General features: G+C 41.2%; 9 protein-coding genes and 2 pseudogenes. 1 reads left to right on the plus strand and 10 read right to left on the minus strand.

The window, feature by feature from the left end; all coding sequences use genetic code 11:
• Nucleotides 1–272 precede the first annotated feature (272 nt).
• From FCN14_RS15710 to FCN14_RS05630, 4 genes and pseudogenes are all read right to left on the minus strand, one after another.
• Nucleotides 273–434 carry a hypothetical protein gene (locus FCN14_RS15710; protein WP_171032823.1) on the minus strand — a complete coding sequence of 54 codons (162 nt, stop codon included), beginning with the start codon at nt 432–434 and terminating at the stop codon, nt 273–275.
• 138 nt (nt 435–572) lie between these two features.
• Complete coding sequence (locus FCN14_RS15990; RefSeq protein ID WP_281280588.1) at nt 573–701, minus strand: hypothetical protein; 129 nt, start codon at nt 699–701, stop codon at nt 573–575.
• Nucleotides 667–2,801 (minus strand): annotated as a pseudogene (locus tag FCN14_RS05620) (efflux RND transporter permease subunit). The gene FCN14_RS15990 and the pseudogene FCN14_RS05620 overlap by 35 nt, the downstream one beginning before the upstream one ends.
• A gap of 1,664 nt (nt 2,802–4,465) precedes the next feature.
• A pseudogene (locus FCN14_RS05630) lies at nt 4,466–6,669 on the minus strand (efflux RND transporter permease subunit).
• Nucleotides 6,670–7,159: 490 nt separating this feature from the next.
• Here FCN14_RS05630 and FCN14_RS05640 point away from each other — a divergent pair.
• On the plus strand, nt 7,160–10,813 hold the full coding sequence (locus FCN14_RS05640; RefSeq protein WP_138430157.1) for a multifunctional oxoglutarate decarboxylase/oxoglutarate dehydrogenase thiamine pyrophosphate-binding subunit/dihydrolipoyllysine-residue succinyltransferase subunit: 3,654 nt from the start codon (nt 7,160–7,162) through the stop codon (nt 10,811–10,813).
• Between the two features lie 237 nt (nt 10,814–11,050).
• Here FCN14_RS05640 and folE2 read toward each other — a convergent pair whose 3' ends face one another.
• From folE2 to thiL, 6 genes are all read right to left on the minus strand, one after another.
• The gene (folE2, locus tag FCN14_RS05645) at nt 11,051–11,950 is read right to left on the minus strand and encodes a GTP cyclohydrolase FolE2 (RefSeq protein WP_138430159.1); all 900 of its coding nucleotides are present in this window, start codon (nt 11,948–11,950) and stop codon (nt 11,051–11,053) included.
• Nucleotides 11,951–11,980: 30 nt separating this feature from the next.
• A complete protein-coding gene (locus FCN14_RS05650) occupies nt 11,981–12,430 on the minus strand; it encodes a 6-pyruvoyl trahydropterin synthase family protein (RefSeq protein ID WP_138430160.1) in 450 nt (149 codons plus the stop codon).
• Nucleotides 12,431–12,654: 224 nt separating this feature from the next.
• On the minus strand, nt 12,655–15,567 hold the full coding sequence (locus FCN14_RS05655) for a TonB-dependent receptor (RefSeq protein WP_138430161.1): 2,913 nt from the start codon (nt 15,565–15,567) through the stop codon (nt 12,655–12,657).
• A gap of 127 nt (nt 15,568–15,694) precedes the next feature.
• Nucleotides 15,695–17,209 (minus strand): beta-helix domain-containing protein, encoded by a 1,515-nt coding sequence (locus tag FCN14_RS05660; protein WP_138430163.1) that lies wholly within the window; start codon nt 17,207–17,209, stop codon nt 15,695–15,697.
• Between the two features lie 420 nt (nt 17,210–17,629).
• On the minus strand, nt 17,630–19,648 hold the full coding sequence (gene ftsH / locus FCN14_RS05665) for an ATP-dependent zinc metalloprotease FtsH (protein ID WP_138430165.1): 2,019 nt from the start codon (nt 19,646–19,648) through the stop codon (nt 17,630–17,632).
• A gap of 157 nt (nt 19,649–19,805) precedes the next feature.
• On the minus strand, nt 19,806–20,849 hold the full coding sequence (thiL, locus tag FCN14_RS05670; RefSeq protein WP_138430167.1) for a thiamine-phosphate kinase: 1,044 nt from the start codon (nt 20,847–20,849) through the stop codon (nt 19,806–19,808).
• Nucleotides 20,850–20,902 lie beyond the last annotated feature (53 nt).

Raw genomic sequence — 20,902 nt, forward strand, 5'->3', positions numbered from 1 at the left:
TATTAAATCACTATTACTGCTCAATAATAAGTAGAGTTGTAACTGTAGTCTCTACTTTATAATCGTGATCTAATATAAGAATGATTCGATAAGACTCATACCAGTGAAAGGAATTAACTTGTGTGGAATTTTGCCTTCTAAATATTCCACAAAACTATTGGATTAGAAAAATCCATATAATTTCGAAAGTAAACAACCAAAAGGGGCAAGCTTTCTAATGAGCAGATTTTTGTTTGGCGTAAAAAACGGTTGAAGATTACAACAGGAAATCATTACAAGACGATTTGTTCAACAAAGTGCTCTATATTCCCCCCACTTCCCATATGGTCCATCGACTGAATTTCTCCCTCATCATCGAAATACAATTTGACGGGAGTTGTCGGTACCAGATCATGCTCAAACAAAATACCTACAGAATCCTGATAGGCCTGCAACTGGATATCGTTGCTTTATATATATTATCTCCATACATCCAAAGCAATTGCGGATAAGACCTCACGTCTGTTTAATCCATGCAGTGCCAATTGTTGATCATTTAACTGTAAATAGTACTGATACAGGTCATCGCGACTTCACCAGCTTCCCGTGCCATGGATATCCACTTCTTTGACCCGCCGGTTACGTTCAAGACGACTGCGTAGATCTTTGGCCAGCTGAAGAAGTTCATCATAGGAATAGCCGGTAAGTGAAATTCTGTGCATAGAAGAGCCTCCCAAAACCGGTACTGATACCATCCCCCAACCCACTTACTGAAATAGCTGAATTGCCTGTTTTTGCTGCCAAAAACATTGCCTCGGCATAAAATATATACGGTTCGGTACGTCTGAGGTATTCATCTTTGATATAAAATAACAGGGGTGCCCCGCTATATTCAGAAATGGATGTTTCATAGAATGAAAAAGCTTCTTCGTAGGGTTTGACTATTTTTTCATAATTACGTGCCATCTTATCAATCTCTTCCAACGGTGTTCCCTGCGGAGTTCGAATGCTTACATAGATACGCTGTTGCCGGTCGCGTCCGCCCCACGGGCTTCCAAAATAGGTCTCATTAAAAAACTGGTAACTAATACCCCCTATCCAGGGATCGATGTCATCACGGTTATCAAAATAGGCCTGCGTAAATTCTGGCCAGGCTGTCTCCTTTTCCCAGTCCGGGGTTTCGATGGCAAAAAGTGGAATTCCAATTGCAAATATCAATGCTGCATAAAAGAACCATCGCAAGCGGTGACGCCACACAAAAAGCCCCAGTAAAAAGCGTCTTACTTTACCAAACAAGCCGTTTTTCAGGCGATACCATCCGGTTGTTTTCTGTTCTGGCTGAGCGGGAATAATCCAAATCAGGGCATAGGGAATCCAGCTTAAGGCGATAAGAACAGATGAGATCAGTGTTAACGAAAGTGCTACCGCCAGCGGTACCAGGAATAGCTGCAGCTCTTCCATTGCAAAGAAAAGGGGGATAAAAATGCCTACCGTAGTAAAGGTACTGCCCAATATAGGTACGAGGGCACGAGGCAGCTGCTTTTGGATATGACTCAAGCGCTCCTCACGAGCATCAGGTAAGCCGGGGTTGACCTGCTCAAAGACCACCACGGCATTGTCGATAATCATCCCCAACGAAACCGTAAGTCCCGCCAGCGTAATAATATTGAGCGTATATCCTATAAAGTAGAGCATCCCTACACTCATCAATAGTGAAAAAACAATACTTCCCAGGATCACAAAAGGAGCACGCAATCGCCGAATAAACACCAGCAGAATACAGAATACCAACAATAAGCTGATAAGAGCCTGGTATTGAAGATTTACAAACTGATCACGCAGCCGTTCGGTTGCATCCTCCTCCAGCTGAATCGTCATGTCAGAAGCGATCTCCTGAGAAATACGATCCATTCGACTACGAATCTCTTCTGCCACCCCTATGGCATCAGCGCCACTTTCCTTAACAAAACTCATGCTCAGCGCCGGACTCCCGTTAATTCTTTTCAATCTTTTGGCAGGATAGTCCCTGATATTTACATCAGCTATAGATGACAACGTTACTGTGCGCTCTGTCTTCGGTAGACTCAACCGAAGGCTTCGTACATCCTCAATTTTATCGAACTGTGGTTCTATCAACATACTAATCCGACGACCAGAAGATTCAATATATCCAGAAGAACGCCACTTCATTTTCTTGCGAATACTCCTCATAACTTGACTCGTATTGATGTTGTATCGTTCGAGCAAGTCGGTATCAAACTCCACCATCAGTGCCGGGTCACGAGCACCGTTAATCTCGATATCTGCGATACCTTCGATCCCGAGTAACGGGAGACGTATTTTTTTCCGAACGAAGTCAAGGAGTTGACGCACCGGGCGATCTCCACTCAGCGAATACACAACAAAAGTCTGCATATCTTGCAACTCTTCGGGTACCCGTCGACTAATAGATGGCTGCCGCACATTGGGGGGAGTTTTTCTTGCAAGGCAAACAGGTATTCCTGCAGCTCTACTTTGCGATACTTAATGGGGGCATTACGGTTAAATGTTATTGTTATATTAGCACGCCCTTCCCGAGAAATTGATTCTATCCGCTTTACATCACGCAACCTGTTTGCAGCTTGCTCTACCGGCCTGGAAACCTCCTTCTCCATTACTTCAGGGGAAGTGCTGCCCCAGCTATAGTTAACGGTAATTGAAGGCAAGCTTAAGTCAGGCGACATCTCCAAGGCAATATTCTGCCAAGCGATTATGCCTATTACTACTACCAATAAATAGCTAAGAGAAATAAAGTAACGTCTATGGAATAGTCTTGATACCATGTCAGTAAAAAATTGGGCTGTATCAAAATATCAAAAAACAGATTAAAGGCGACCAACCCAAGTTAGTACACATTTATATTATTTCTAAAGTCAAATTACTTCCATCCAACCTTCCCGAAATCATTTCACCCCACATTAAAAAAGGTTATTCAGGTAATACCTTAGTTACCACCTGAAATAACTTCTCTAAAGCTTTCGGAAAATCCCGAAAGCATGTTCTAATAGGTATATGTTATGTCTTTGGTGAGACAAACATGCTATTTAAATAGCTACAACGATATGTCAATATGGTCGTTAAACAAATCGTTTTTATTACTCTCTTTGCAATGGATAAATAGCCAGGGCCAAGTACGATCTTACTCTTTTAAAAGACTCACGTAATATTACAAGAGTAGTATGGAAGGGGTTTGTTACATTAGAAGTTGTTAATGAATAAGCAATAACCTATTGAACTACATAAGCAGCAAATCATTATAAAAATCGTTATTACCCCCCCCAATGTAGTAATCAACTCACCTCGTGGGCCATTGGGCACTGAAGATCCTCTACTGGTATGACGACCACAAAAGCACAAGAAAGAACACTAAGAAGAATAATTTTTTCTGCTACTCCACACACGGAATGAGAGGTTTTATTTCATCAATATCTGCTGGTAGTGGTATAACTTCTCCTTCCTTGCCCACCCACACAGAAATACCGCTTTCAAAGCAGTTGTCACAATCATCCTCAAAACGTACCTGCCCACAAATACCATTTAGTTAATTGCAGTAATGCCTGCGCATAATCGCTATTCACCATTTTGCCTTACCTTCTCTTTCATAGTATTTTTTATCTTACTCTTTACATATTAGAACCTCTCCGAAAGGGTTTGTTGCAACAAAAAGCTAAAAAAAGAAATAAAAAAAATAAATTTCATTACATTCCGATATAATATTCAAGGCCTACATTTGATTGTCCCATTAGAATAAACATGATCTTGAGCCCCTCCCCATTTATGTACCAGCCAAAAGTAGAGAGTCTGACGTTATTGAGTTAACAGTTCCATTGATATTCTGTACCCCAGTGATTTGTGGGGCTAGTTATGGTTATAGTCGTATTTCCATTAGGTAACTCTCTGGCCCACTTCACCCAGCATTTCAAATATGTAAGTGTTCAGCAGCTCCGTCCGGGTGCTACCGTTGAAGGGCTTCTATACCCTACATGCATGGCAATACATTGAATCGTCAGTCCTTCCAAATCACTATCTTGTAATAGTTTTACAGAGGCCTCAGCCCGTAATAAATTGATAAACTTCTTTGGCGGTACCCCCAATAAAACTTAAACTTTCCGGCCCAGTTGTTGCCATTTATATCACACTTCTTTTTTACAAATGCCACTGTTAGGTGATGGTTAAATACATTCCGATAAATACATATCAGTGATCGTTCAACAATTGCCGGCAGCTGGCCATTTTCTAATCCATGAGCATAAATTATTTTCAATGACAACAGATTGTGGGACGTATGGCTTTTTAAGCAATTTTTCTTGGAATGCCTGTAACTTATTTTTGACCTGCTTATATTGATTAGGCTGCATGATCGACCTCCTGATTCTTTAAAATCATTGCCTCTCTATTTACAAAGAGAACATGGCATCCCTCCTGTTACGAATTACGTCAATAGAGTTTATTGATCATAGACAGTATGAGATTCCCCGCAATCCCCACTAGAACCACTACAACCTCTTCGTGAACATGGACCTGCAAATACTTTTTGTGTACCGACCAGTGATACCACTGAAGCATTTACATTTGACGTATCTTTTGTAATGTTACTCCCCAGCTCTTGTAGGTCTTTCTCCAGTCTGGCCGCTAACTGCTCACTTTTATGCCGGTCCTCATTCACCAGCCGAAATAGAATAGGCGGCTCATTAGCCGAAGGTAATACGTTTAATGCATTTTGGGCTGCCAGCTGCTGGCCGGTCCACCCAGGCTGATCAGCCAGAAATTGTGTTACTTCCTTATCGATTTCATCAGCCATATCATAGCCTTGTACGGGAATACTGATAGTAAATTTATTGGGTCCCTCCTCGGAAAGGTTTGAGAGATTCGTCTGATCGGTATATCCCCCTAAGATCCGTGTAGATCTGCCCTCTGCTTTTTTAGCTGCTACTTTTCTAATCAGACTTTCTGCAACTTCGCGGGTTGTGTGCAACGAAGTATTCCCCGGCAGCCGTACTTGGTAGCGTACTTCCCGGGGCTCGGTCTCGGGCAACACTCGCTTGGTTACAGATGTAAACAAAAATCCGGCTCCTATCAGAAGTAGCATCATTCCACTAAAAAACAACCCTTTACGGCGCAATGCCCACTGTAGGCTATCTTCATATCGGTTCCGCAACCGGTTAAAAAATTGGTTAAAGCCTAATACCGTTGAGTAATCCCCTTCTTTTTTTCGGAATTGTGTGACCAACACCGGTAAAATAAGCAGGGCTACTCCCAGTGAGGCCAATAGGCTAATAGAGAGAGTCCAGGCCTGATCCTGGAAAAAGGCTCCTTCAAATCCCCCTATAAAAACAAGTGGCAGAAATACCGAAATAGTGGTAAAGGTAGATGCAGTTACGGCCAGTGAAATTTCGCTTGTTCCTTTGTAGGCTGCTTCCATAATGGAACCAGTTGTGGCCCGGTGCCTGTTGATATTCTCGAGCACAATAATGGCATTATCTACCAAGAGCCCGATGGCAAGGGTCAGACCACTGAGTGATACGATATTCAATTGGATATCGGAAATGAACATCACAAAAAAGGTGAGGAAAATACTTACGGGAATAGCTATCCCTATAGTAAAAGGAGTCCGCCAATTATCCAGAAACAGGAATAGTATAATGAATGCTAACAAGGCTCCATACAACAAGGTCTGTAATATGTTATTTATGGCATTGCGAATAAAAGTCGCATTTTCCTGAAGAACAGTAATACCAATATCTTTGTTTTTGGCTCTTAATTCGTCGAGCAGGGGCAGCATGGTATCGTAGGCCTCAACGGTGTTGGCCCCGTACTCTTTTTTTACCAGTATACTGAGTACTTCTTTGCCATCAACCAATGAAAATGAGGTGGGATCTGCTTCTCCCAGGGTTATATCCGCAACATCACTGAGCCTAAACACCCGCCCCGTGCCCAAGGTTTTAAGCGGTACCTCCTTGACATCTTCAATAGACTGAATACGACTCTGTATTTTAATGAGTATCGATACCAGCCATCTCGCATTTCACCGGTAGACGTAAACAGGTTTGCCCCAGACACCAGGCTTTCAACTTTACCAAGAGAAATATCATATCGATTTAAGGCTTTGGGCCGGTATCGTATTTTAACCTCAGGTTTTACTTCACCCACTAACACAGTTTGGGCAATACCCTCGGCTTGCTCTAATCTTCTGGATAGTACCTGTTCGGCCCACCGTTTCAGATTAAGGCGTGTGTTAAAATCGGGATTCGAGTTATCTGCACTTGTGATCCCCAGTATGGCTATGGGTTTATCAGAAGCGGTATTCTGGACCAGCTGTGGGCGTTTGGCTTGCTCGGACAAAGCAAAACGAATCTGATCAAGTTTTTCTCGCACATTAAGAAAAGAAAGATCCATATTTTGTCCCCATTTAAACCTCAGGGAAATAATACTTTGCCCCTGTCGGGCAAATCCGAGGATGCTATCAAGCCCTTGGACCGTGCTCAATACTTCTTCCATCGGTTCATTAATCTGCTGTTCTATTTCCCGGGGAGCAGCTCCGCTCCAATCGGTCTGTACTAATAAAGTAGGCGAATCAACCTCAGGCAGCAGGTTAACAGAGAGTTCGGTGAGTGCGATCGTCCCAAAAATAAACGTCGCTAATATTAGCATGAATGCTGCTATCGGACGTTTTAGTAGCAATAGTCTATGATGAAGTTATAATTTAGTACGATAATTATAGTATAACAGAGCTGAACATACAAAGCTCAAAAAGCAACTGTTATTATTACGATAACCATTTATCTTATTAACAAGAGTACCCAAACCCCCTTCTATTACATTAGAATGCTATAATGGAGTATTTCTTTCTCGATTCCCGTCGAAGACATAGTTATCGCCTTCCTTTGGCAGTACGATGGCTTCCTTCGAAACTCTCTTAAAATATCTATGGAATATTGTCGGAAATTATCACCCGAAAATAACTATACCCTTGGGTTTATTTGGTATGATATTTAAAAAATGAAAAGTTCCAATTTAATATTACAATACTTAACTTTAGGCTTAATTGTTTTAGGGATTTTGAAGCCCTACAAAATAAGCAAATATAACTCGTATAGGCTTTTGTTAGCCAAAAATTTAAATTAGTCAATAAGACCACATTTTGAAGTCGCTCGAATCTATATTCGGACCCAATTCCGCACTCGTTGAAGAACTGTTTAACCAATACAAATCTGATCCCTCTTCGGTACCAAATCACTGGAGACAATATTTTGATGAAATTGAAGGGGTTGAAAGTGCTGAGGAGATAAAATCTGAGCCTCAACAGGCTGGTAATGGTGCACCTGCATCACCCTCGGCTCCTGTTAAGGAAAAACCTACTACTAAAAAAGACACTAAGAAAAAAAAGAAGGAGGATAAACAGCTCCCTTCCGGTGCAAAGCTAGAAAAGATTAAAGGGGTTTCCAGTAAGATTGTAGAAAATATGGATGAGAGTCTGGAAGTGCCTACAGCTACTTCTGTTCGTGCCCTCCCCATGAAGATGCTTATCGAAGACCGTGCTATTATTAACCGGCATCTGAAGCAACGCAATGAACCGAAGTCGTCATTTACCCACTATATTGCTTGGGCTATTATAAAAGCCCTGGAAGAATTCCCCAACATGAACAACTCTTTTATGTATAAAGATGGGGAACCTTATAAAGTAATTCCCGACCAAGTTAATTTGGGGCTTGCAATTGATGTCCAAAATAAGGACGGATCACGTAACTTGCTGGTTCCCAACATCAAGGGCGTAGACAAGATGAACTTTAAAGAGTTTCTCTACGCCTATGCTGACCTTGTTGATAAGGCGCGAAATGGAAACCTTGAGATCTCTGATTTTCAGGGTACTACGCTTACGCTTACCAATCCCGGGATGATCGGGACTGTTCAATCGGTACCCCGACTGATGAAAACTCAGGGAACAATTATTGCGACCGGTGCTATTGACTACCCTGCCGAGTACCAGTCTATGTCTCAGGAAGTACTGAACAAGCTGGGCATTAGCAAGGTGATGAACATTACTTCTACTTATGACCACCGGGTTATACAGGGAGCCGAATCCGGATCTTTCCTAAAGAAAGTGCACAGTCTATTAAATGGAGAAGAAGATTTTTACAGTAATATCTTTGAGGATCTGGAAATTCCATATGATCCCCTCCCCTATGGTGAAGATAACTACGTAGGCCAACTTGATGGACAAGGAGCTACGCTTGAACAAAACAAGCGTGCTATTGCTGTAATGCGTTTAATTAATATGTATCGAACACGCGGTCATGTACTTGCTGATCTGGATCCACTTAGTGATGAGCCCGGGCACAATCCCGAGCTGGATCTGGAATACTATGATCTTACCCTTTGGGACCTGGACCGAGAGTTTTATTGCGGCGGCTTGGGCGGTAATGAGAAAGCAACGCTCCGCGAGATCATCAACTTGCTTCGCCAAACCTACTGTGGAAAGATGGGAGCAGAATATATGCACCTTCTTGACCTGGAAGAGCGAAAGTGGTTACGTGAGCGTATGGAGTCTACCACTAATACACCAGAGCTCAACAAAGATCAGAAAGAAGATATTCTACACAAGCTCAATCAGGCGATGGCCTTTGAGCAGTTTCTGCATAAAAAATATATTGGCCATAAGCGTTTCTCTCTAGAAGGGGCCGATACCCTAATTCCGATGATGCATCACATGTTGGAAAAAGCGGGTGAAGATAAGGTTGAAAAAATATTTATGGGCATGGCTCACCGGGGACGATTGAATATCCTCGTAAATATTATGAACAAACCATACCGAAAGGTTTTTGCGGATTTTGAAGGCAACCTTGATCCCGACAGTATACAAGGATCGGGAGATGTAAAATATCACCTTGGTTCGAAAGGAACGTATGAGACAACAACGGGCGAAGAGGTTGAAATTGAACTTATGCCTAATCCCAGTCACCTGGAATCGGTAAATCCCGTAGTAGAAGGAGCAACTCGTGCTACTCAGGATCATGATGGAGAAGAGGCCGAGAAGAAAAATGTACCGGTGCTCATTCACGGTGATGCTGCTTTTGCCGGACAAGGTGTAGTAGCTGAAACGCTGAATATGTCGCAGTTAGATGCCTACAAAACGGGCGGTACTGTTCATATTATTATTAACAACCAAATTGGCTTTACTACCTTACCTAAAGATGGCCGTTCTACGGAATATGCCTCTGACTTGGCAAAAATGATTCTGGCACCCATCTTTCATGTCAACGGTGATAACCCGGAAGAAGCGGTACATGCTATACAGATGGCTTTTGAATATCGCCAGAAGTTTGGTAAAGATGTTGTTATTGATCTTATCGGCTTCCGTAAGCACGGACATAATGAAGGTGATGAACCCGCCTTTACACAACCCGGTATGTATAAAGAAATAGAAAATCATCCAACGGTTCGCGATATCTATACCGAGCGACTGCTTGAAAAAGGCGAATTTACCGAAGATGAGATGCAGGAGATCTTTGATGAGTTTGATGAACTTCTGCGTGATGCATTTGAAGATGCAAAAAATGCTTCTCCCCTTAAAGTCACTGAGGATATGATTGATCGTCACGAGACGGAACAAGAGGAGCGGCCGGAATATCCTGATACTACCTTCCCTGAAGAAGAGCTTAAAGATATTGCCGTTAAGTTAAATACAGTACCAAAAGACTTTGACGCGAATCCCAAGCTGTTAAAGCAGCTGGCTAAGCGGGCTGAAATTGTTGATAAAAATGAAAAGAAAATTGACTGGGGATTTGCAGAAGCCCTGGCATTTGGCTCTCTGCTAAAGAAAGGAACCACTGTTCGTTTAACCGGACAGGATGCTGAACGCGGTACTTTCTCTCACCGCCATGCCATTTTACATGGTACTGAAACCGACCAAGAATTTATTCCGCTTAATAATCTTGAAGAAGATCAAGCACCCTTCTTCCCCTATAACAGTCTGCTCAGTGAATTTGCCTGTGTAGGTTTTGAATTTGGATACAGTGCTGCCAAACTAGATGCCCTGGTTATCTGGGAAGCACAGTTTGGTGATTTTGCCAACGGAGCCCAAGTACAAATTGATCAATTCATTTCTGCAAGTGAAGCCAAATGGGGACAAAAATCAGCGCTGGTAATGACGCTTCCCCATGGTTACGAGGGTCAGGGCCCGGAACACTCTTCGGCCCGATTAGAACGGTACCTGCAGCTTTGTGCTGAAGATAATATGCAGGTTGCCAACCTTACTACTCCGGCTCAGTATTTCCACATACTGCGTAAACAAGCAAAGCAAGATGATAAGAAACCTCTTATTATCATGTCACCAAAAAGCTTATTACGTCATCCATTGGCAACCTCTAAGGCTTCTGATCTTGCGGAAGGTGTATTTCAACCTTTTATCGCTGATCAGGAAGTAGAAGATAAAAACGACATTGATCGCTTGGTCATCTGCTCTGGTAAAGTCTATTACGACCTCTATAAACAGCGTCAAGAGGATGAGATCGATAATGTCGCTATTGTACGCTTAGAGCAATATTATCCATTCCCTGATGCAGATATTAATGATATTCTCTCTGAGTATGATCATGTTGATGATATTGTCTGGTGCCAGGAAGAACCCAAGAATATGGGGGCTTGGACCTTTGTAGCTCCGCGTATTTCACAAGAGTTGCAAAAGGGCCAGAACCTGCGTTACGCTGGTCGACAAGCTTCGGCATCCCCGGCAGCAGGACATAAGAAAGTCCATAAAGCTGAACAAGAAAAACTGGTCAGCGAAGCTCTACATTAAATATGTGATCATATAACCATAGCAAGTTTCCAAAATTTGCTATGGTTGATTGGTTCTTTTCTTAAAATATAGAATTGGCATCGTAGTCTTGCTACGATGCCTTTTTTATTTCTAAATAAATAGGTTATAACAAAAAAAGGGACACTATATATTGTGTCCCTTTAGACCATTTATAACAACATCGGAGTTTCAGAAAATTTCCTTTACTTAAAAAAGTAGGAGTATAACTAAGTACTTTTAACGCAAGCCGTTCTTAACTCCTTTACAGATACGGCTTACTGCATCATGGCTATGTAGACTTTCCATATGCACACAACGAATTACGAAATCCTTAATCTGCTGCTCCTCATTTAGCTCTTCGTAGAGAAGGCGTGCAGCATCTTCCACAAATTTTTGGTACGCTCCATTCATCTCAGCAAAAGCTTGCTCATCTTCTCGTTTTACCATAACCTGTGTTTCCGTCATCAGGGCATCCTGGCAATGCTGTACCAAATTTTCAATAAATATCTCTTCATTAAGTTCCACCGTGAGGTTGGCTACACTACGTTGACTGTGTGGAATACTCACCACTTCACGCTCTTCACGAGCATGTTCAGAAAGCTCGTATGAGCAGGGGCAAGCACTGCTATATTCAAAATCAAGATGGATAAAACTGCGAAAATCACCATTCGTATTCATTGTTCCTTCAATAGCCACAGTATAATACTGGTACCCTTCTAAGCCGGAACGTAAACTTTCCTGCGAAACAGGATAGTTAAAGGATAACCGCAAGTAGGCCGACTGAGAATCAAGATCTTCGCGATACTTTTCCAGTACCTCCTCTAATTTGTCGGGATGAAAAACATCATCTTTAAACTCATAAAATGAGCGTATGATGCGACTCATATTTATGCCCTTTTTGCCGGCCTCTAACCCCACATAGCCATCTACAGAGGTTTCAAGAGTAATAAGCTCACCATCGGGTCTTGGATACTTTAGCGGTAGCTTAAAATCCGAAATACCGACCTGCTGAATGGGAACATCGGCACCTTCAATAAGTGAGGCCGGTCCGTTCTGTAAATCGGGCAAGCTTTTTTTATAGTCGTCAGATACTGTAAAAGTTGGATCGTAGTAACGTTTCAATTTTGTAGAAATCATTCGTTTATACTGCAATTCTATAGTTGTTAATCAAAGAACAGGAACCTCTTTATTCAAAAGGTATGGACAATATTTTGCTGAATTTCGTTCGGTTTCTTCCAGTTCAACTTCATACAGAAAGCCGTTTCCGTTAGTTCCTTCTTTTATAGGATCTTCTAGTTGATGATAAAAAACTTTTACCAAATTTTCTGTAGATGGTAATACACCATCTAAAAAGTCTACATCAATATTTAAATTTTTGTGATCACACTTTTCAACAATCGTTTTCTCAATTATTGATTTCAAGACTGAGAGATCAATTACATATCCTGTTTCATCATCTGGTGTTCCTGCAACGGTTACCCGTATGGTATAATTATGTCCATGCCAATTTTCATGATTACATTTCCCAAATGTTTCTTTATTCCACTTTTTAGATTTTTCAGGGTTATGTAATCGATGAGCGGCATTAAAATGTGCCTTTCTTGTAACAAAAACCAAAGCTGTATCTATTTTTCTGAATTTAAAATATCAAACACTTACAACGATTCTCTAAAATATAGGGTTCCCGCTTTTTTTATAATTATCAGATAAAATTATCACTAAAGGGCATCTATATCAAATAAAACCCAAAATAAAGAAGGAGGTCCCGGATCAACGGAACCCCCTTGTGATCAGCACACCTCACACATTACATGTGAGATAATCAAAAAGAGTGGTTAAGGCTAAAAAGAATATTTTAAGCTAAGGCTTACCGAGCGATGAGGTTCATACCGACTGTAGATTTGATCTATTGATTGATAACCTTGATATAACTCTTGTCGCGCTTCATTTAGAATATTAGATACATTCAGGCTTAAAGAATACCGATCGTTTTGCCCGAATGACTTATTTAAATTGAATTTAAGGCTGTGAAAGGGATCAGAGTATACATCCAGGAATATACCTCCACCAACCAACACCAAGGTCTTGCCCTTCACATTATAGAATAGCCCTGCATCTAAACTGATATTGGGATTTTTATAAGTGAATCCGGCATTAATGATATATGGTGCTTGTCCTGCCATTTGTCGCTGGTCATTAATATTCTGCCCCTCTCTTTTATAGTTTTTACGAGCCTCATATTCATTTGGGGTCATATCGATGATCGATTCAACGATGGTCACATTACTGCTAAATCCGACATTGCTTAAGGATGACGATATAAAATTGAGTGATTTTCGAATTTCTAACTCAGCCCCCAACACTTGTCCTTTTCCTACGTTTCGTGGCTGGTATTCACTGGTTGTGGTAGAGTTTCGAAGGCGCACTAACTCAATTGGATCATCAAAAGACTTATAGAACAAACTGAGTGATAACAATTGATCACGTTTATAAAATTTCTCCCACCTTAAGTCAAAATTATGGATTCGTGTTTCCCCTAAGTTACCATCCCAACTGCAGTTACCTCCATCCTTGTCGCACCCAAAAGGAAATAACCCACCATTGAACCTTCGACTTGAAACAGGATCCAATATCTGGGCAAAAGATAACTCCCGAAAAGATGGGCGAGCAATTGTCTTCGAGTATGAGAATCGCAAATTCATGTCCTCAGCTAACTGGTACGTAATATTTGCTGAAGGAAAGAAATCAAGTGCATCCAACACTTTTTCATCTGCCAGATTCTGGGCACTGTTATCCCCTTGCGCAAAACGAACAGAACGTCCAGTGTGGCGTTGTATATAGTTTTCAATCCGTAATCCAAAGGTTGTTTTTAAACCGGGAAACAAACTAAACTCATTGGACACGAAAAATGATGTTTTATGTACATTAGAACTATACGCATTGGGATTCGGATCAGAGTTACCGCTTTGATAGTAGATGACTCCATTTTCACGGCCATATATATTATCATCTCTTAAAATTTCTGCAGGGTCACCTGTCCAATCAGGCTGGGCACCAAAAAACTGCATATCAAATGATAAAATTTCATAGTCGCGTTGTTTATAGATCTGGCTTCCTCCGAATTTAAGTTTTGCAGGCTCCCCAAAGAGTTCATAATCTTTGGTAATATTAAACCGTCCAACCAAGTTAACCTCATCCATATCTCGCCATAATCGACTTGGAAATCCTCCGGCTCCGGCATTAAAAATATGGTTATCACCACGCATGGTATAGGTGGTTTTTCTAATGTCAGGAGCCGACATTTTTGAAAAGGTTGGTGAGAGTCGCCAATCTAAAGTCCAGTTGCTATTACTAAAATAATGTGTCCCATTGAGTAACGCATTCGAAATACTTCGTTCACTGTATTCCAAATTATAAGATTCGCCCAGATAACCTGATTGCCCGGGGGCTGTTTGACTGTTATCAACATCCATTACCGCTGCTTTATTTACTCCATTCTGCAAATGCATTGCCGTTAACTTGAATTTAGAGCGGCTCGTTTTAAATGATAGTCCTGCCAGCCCCCCTGCCAGGATATTTCGTTCTGAAACAACACCTGACTGCGTATTGGCACGTACCAGTTCATAAGTAGCAGGGTCAGCAGAAATTTGATACTCTCCATACTCTCTGTTATTAAAATGAGTCGTAGCGTTTTTATAAGTACCGGAAAAGATGTACCCCAACTTATTTCCCGTTCCTACACCAAACTGATCCCCCAGTGATACACTGAAACTATAGTCCATCAAATTTGATTCTTTTTGGGGACCAAGGGTTGAGCTAAACTTATTTACAAAATTATAAACTTCATTTTCACTACCGTTAAAAGGAGTTGGAATGTCACCTTTTCCCGCCCCTTCTGGCAGGTCACGTGCTCCTCCGTCAAAACCAAGATAATCGGAATTACTGCCTTGGTAGTTCAAGAATTGATTATTAAAATGCATCTGCGGCTTAAACGAAGTACTTATAGATATATCAAAAATGGGCTTTTCCGGGAAATCTATAGTTTCAATATTCACGATCCCCCCCGTGAAATCAGCCGGAAGTTCTGCAATAGCTGTTTTATTGATTACCATATTCTCGATAAGATTGGTTGGGAAAATATCTATCTGCAAACTATTCCGCGTAGGATCGAGACTGGGAATTTCAACTGAATTTAACATCGTATTTGTATATCGATCCCCCAACCCACGCACGTAAACATACTTGCCCTCTTGTATAGAAACTCCTGTTACTTTTTTTAGTGCCGAGGCTGCATCGGAAGCACCTGTTCGGGTGATTTTTTCTGCAGATATACCGTCAAGAACGTGAGCAGAAGTTTTCTTTTTTGTCATTAAGGCCGCTTCAGAGATATTAATAGACTCTGCTGTTACTACCACCTCTTCCATCTCTTCCACCGATTTCTGAATTCGAATATTATCAAGCAAGGTAACGTCACCCGGTGATACTTTTACTGACTCTATGGTAATAGGCTTATAAGAAACATATGAAATACGAACATCATACATTCCGGCGGGCAGCTTAATATCAAATTCTCCATCAAAATCAGTTGCTGCACCTTTCGATGTACCTTTTACTACTACTGTTACTCCATATACCGGTTCTCCATTGGTGTTCTCGATAACTGTACCTCTAATGGTACCTTCTTCCTGGGCATAAGAGACATTGATAATCCCAAAAAAGAAAATGAGTAATGTAAGTTTAAATAGATTATTCATTGGACTGATCACTAAGCCTAAAAATAAAATTGTGTGCTGTTTAAAAATGTGTGCTGACTTTTAAAAGGAGTTTGCCTTTAGGTTCGCTAAAGGCAAACTCATAGAATAGCTTACTTAATAGATGGTTTTATTCAAGTCCGAGATCACTGAGCGTACCAGACTGGCTGGCCCAAGTAAATCCAAACTTGCTAACATCGGCTCCAACCGTTGCACTATTAAGATCTGCAACTTCTGATACTTCGTTATTATCAACTAGAGCATCGGGGAAGTATCCTTTCAGTGTTGTATTAGAAGGGAGTACCGCTTGAATAGAGGTGATAGCATAACCATTTTGGTTAGCAGCATAGTCATCGTAATCACTGGAGAACATGTTATCAGCGGCCCCATTATCATCCGTAGCCAAACCGAAGAACAGTACATTCTGAACGTTAGAATCAGTATTGGCATCCACATCAATCAGCTCCGAACCGTTGGTTTCAACATAGGCTGTTACATTTTTAATAGTATGCCCACTGCCTGTATATGAACCTTCGGGACCGTCAAGCTCCATAGTAGAGCCTGAAGGACTGATAGTAACCACATTGTCGATTGTGCCTGCCCAAGCCTGATCGGTATCTATAGCATCATCGCCGTTGTTCCAGACTAATACATTCGTAACATTTACTGTACCACCGAAGAATTCAACACCGTCATCCTGGTTAGCAACAATTTCAACATTTTCGATGGTAGTTCCAGAACCAACGCCACCGAGTGAGAGTCCATTAATTTCGTTCCCTGAACCGATGTTTGTTCCACCGTGTCGAATTGTAATGTAGCTTATAGAACCAGAACTATCCCCGGCATCATCACCGCCATAGAGTCCATTATCATCGGTGCTTGGTATACCTTCAATTGATGCAGGATCGTTGGATGCTGAGATGGGAGCATTTCCAAGGACTATAACACCGCCCCAGAGACCTCGTTGCTCAGAATTGAGATTTGGGCTGGCAAAGTTACCTTTGTCTACCATCTCGGGAGTAATTTCATCTGCTACAGACGTAAAAATAATGGGCGCACTTGCAGTACCATTAGCATTTAAAGTAGCATCACGGGCAACAAGAAGAGCAGTCGAATTGGTACCAGAACCAGCTTCTCCTTTTACTACAGCTCCGCCCTCAATAGTAAGTGTAGCGCCGGCTTCTACGGCAATACGTCCTGCCAGTATATACGTTTTACCGTCTTCCCAAGTGATATCATCCGTAATGTTATCTGTTACGATAATTTCTTTTTCTTCATCATTCACTTCCACTACAGCTGTTGCTTTACTACTCAGTCCTTCTGTATCAGAAACAGAAAGATCAACCGAACCTGCCCCTGCATTAGTAGCAGAAAAGCTAACTACAATATCTCCGTTAGTTGCTTCTTTTTTAGGTTCTGAAGAAATGGTGGCATCACCATTAGATGCAGAAACAGTTGCCGAAGAGTATCCAGCATCAGAAGAAAAACTAAAAGTAAGATCTACTGAGCTACCTACCAAGGCAGTTTGTTTTCCCGGAGCATCTACCGAAGGTGCAGATGGATTGGAAGAGGTTGAATCGTTATCACATGAAACAAAGAGTGCTAGCATGAGTAGCACGCCAACAATATTAGTTAGTATCTTCATGATATATTATCTATGGATTAGTTTGTGGATTAGATTGAGATCGCAAACTTATAGTTTGAATATTAGCATCGATTTAAATCAGTATTACCAAATCATTATTATGCTGATTTGAAATCGACTTAGAAGGGAGGAAAAGAACCCACGGTAAAGAATATGCCGTTGATCTTATATAAACAGTACATTCCATTCTAAGTGTGCTTATTTTTTGCATGCCTAGTTGTTCCTTAGCATTACATGCCTATGATAGCACACTCAGATTGTATCAGTATTACGTTGGGGTTATGACTCTATTATTCTAACTTTAAGGCAATGTTAAGAAGGGCAGTAACAGTGTTGTAAGACAGGTCCAAAAAATAATGCACAACACTTTTAAAGTATTGTGCACTAACAAAAAGTAACTAAATAAGTACGCTTTACCTGTTATTCCTCCTCATCTGTAGTCTCTTCTTCGCTTTCATCTGCTACAGCGATCCCATTATTAAGTTCGGAATCAAAAATTCCTTCTGGGTATTTACCTTCGGGATGGTCACCAAGCAACGCCTTTAAGTCATTGTGATCAATAACTTCTTTATCAAGCAATGTCTCAGCCATTTTTTCAAGTTGATTTTTATGTTTGGTAAGCAGTTTTTTGGTCCGTTCATAATTTTGGCGAATAATCTCTTTTACTGCTTTATCTATATTCTCAGATGTCTTTTCAGAATATTTCTTATTGAATCCATAACTGTTATCCGGATTCTGAGAATCTTTTAAAGAGATATATCCCAGCTCTTCACTCATTCCATATTCAGCAACCATAGCAAAGGCCATATTGGTAATGCGCTCCAGATCATTTTGCGCCCCGGTTGAAATACGATCAAAAATAATCTCTTCTGCTATCCGGCCCCCAAGTAGTGCACAAATCTTATCATTAAGCTCTTCCGTTGTCATTAGGAAGCGATCTTCCAGCGGTGTTTGCAGGGTATACCCCAAAGCTGCCAGTCCGCGTGGAACAATACTTACTTTCAACACCGGATCGGTATGCTGCAGATACCATCCCACAATTGCGTGTCCGGCCTCATGGTAAGCAACAATTTCACGTTCTTTGGGACTAATAAGCTTATTCTTTTTCTCAAGGCCGGCAATAACGCGCTCGATAGAATCCTGGAAATCTTCCATCTCTACCGCTTCTTTACCACGTCGAGCAGCCATCAGTGCTGCCTCATTACAAAGGTTGGCCAATTCCGCTCCGGCAAAACCTGGAGTTTGCGAAGCCAATAGCTTGAGCTCGATATCATCAGACAAAATTAGATTTCGAGTATGAACTTTAAGCACTTCAACTCGTCCCCTCAGATCCGGTTTATCAATCACAATCTGCCTATCGAAGCGACCGGGGCGTAATAATGCTGAGTCCAACACATCAGGGCGATTGGTTGCAGCCATAATAATGACCCCGTTGTCACTATTAAAACCATCCATTTCACTTAATAACTGATTCAAGGTATTCTCTCGCTCATCATTTGAGCCCATTGACATCCCTTTACCCCGTGTACGCCCAATAGCATCAATTTCATCGATAAAAATTATACATGGGGCCGTTTCTTTGGCTTTTTTGAACAGGTCACGAACACGTGCAGCCCCTACCCCAACAAACATTTCCACGAAATCAGATCCGCTCAAACTATAAAAAGGGACATCGGCTTCACCTGCAGTCGCCTTAGCCATCAACGTTTTACCGGTACCCGGAGGGCCTACCAATAGAGCCCCTTTGGGGAGTGTACCACCCAGTTTTGTAAATTTTTTAGGATTCTTGAGGAACTCCACAATTTCTTCAACCTCAGCTTTTGCTTCCTCCAATCCTGCCACATCTTTAAACGATACCTTATTTTCTTTCTGTTTGTCATATAGTGAGGCTTTATTTTTACCAATATTCAAAACCTGCTGTCCTGGATTCATCCGGCGGAAAATAAAGACCCAAAAGGCTACCGCTATTGCAATAAAGATTATCCAAACAAAGAGACTACTAAACCAGTCCTCTTCAATTTTGACATCGTACGTAACATTATTTTTATCTAGAACAGGCCGGATTTCATCTCCATCCAGCATAGTGGTACTGAATCTATTGGGTACCTCTGCACCTATTAAGGGAAGTGGTTCTTCCTTTTCTTTAGAACCTTTCACGATACCTTCCTCTACGGCTTTATTATTATACTCACCGGTAATCCTTGAACCGTTGGTAATAACAATATTGTCCACATAGCCTTTTTCTACATATTCCAGGAAGGTGCTATATTTTATCCGGCTGCCATCAGTTGTATTGAAGAAATAAAATTGTATTCCCAACAAAACCAGCAAAAGAATGACATAAATCCATATAGGAAATTTAGGGATTAAGTTATTGTCTTCTTTAGACTTCCTTTGCCCACTATCGTTGTTATCTGATGGCTTTTTTTTGTTCGACATTGAGTCACTTATTAACAATTAAATCTTATCTCAGTAAAGATACGGCAAATTTAATAATTCTGCGTAGCCAATCTGCCACTTTCCTAAATCAATATTTGATAGGCATACCGGCTTACAGAAAATCATTCCCATCTCCTATCATTTAATAGTATAAGAGTTATGAGTCTGACTCATTCTCTTCTCCAAATGTTACTACGCCGCCTTCAGCCTGTTGCATACACAGCCCTTCTTCTTTTTCAGTAATTTTACCAATAACAACAAAGTCCTGAAACTCCTCAGCTAAATCCTCTACTTTTTCTTCAGGAAGGGTAAACATCAGCTCATAGTCTTCTCCACCATACAAAGCATAACGATCAACCTCTTCTCGCATTTCATCGGCAACAGTTCTAGTATCTAATGCAATAGGAAAAGCGGCCTGATAAACATATGCACCGATATCGGAAGCAGCAGTAAGATGCTGTAATTCATTCACCAATCCTTGCGTAATATCAATCATGGAAGTAGGTTTCATATCCAATTCATTAATCTTTTCTATGAAGTCGTTTCGGGCAGCCGGTACAAGCTGTCGTTTAACAACGTATTCATAGTCATCCAGATCAGGCTGAAAAGATGTTTGTTCTTCCTGTTCTTGCCAAAACTTTTTTTCCCGCATCAATATGCGCAGGCCGGCAATTGCACCGCCAAGATCTCCGGTAACACAGATCGCATCGCCTACCTGTGCGCCTTTGCGATAAATAATATTTTCTTTCGATACAGAGCCATAACAGCTAACACTTGTAGACAGTATGTTATGTGATGCTGTAAGGTCTCCACCCACTATTTGAAATTCGTATTCTTTTGATGCCGCACCAATACCTCGATAGATCTCTTTAAGCATATCAACAGATAGCTTATTTGGTACAGCCAGATCTACAAGAACTACTTCAGGAGTACCATTCATAGCATAGATATCACTTACTGCTGCTGTAGCAATCTTATACCCTAAGTGATGAAGAGGCACATAGGTTAAGTCAAAATTAACGCCCTCCAAAAAAGTCTCAGAAGTAGTAAGTTTATATTCAGATTCCCCGTGCAATACGGCAGCATCATCGCCATATCCCATTTTTACCGACGGATGTTCAAAGTCAGCATACTCCATCAGTTCATCAATGAGTTCGGTTCGTCCTAATGATTGTATTGTTCTAAATGAGTCGTCTTTCATAATACTTTTTAATAATAAAAAAGGCAGGCACAGTAACTGTGCTTGCCTTTTAA

Origin of the sequence: Fodinibius saliphilus, from assembly GCF_005869845.1 — a bacterium.
Taxonomy (GTDB): Bacteria; Bacteroidota; Rhodothermia; order Balneolales; family Balneolaceae; genus Fodinibius; species Fodinibius saliphilus.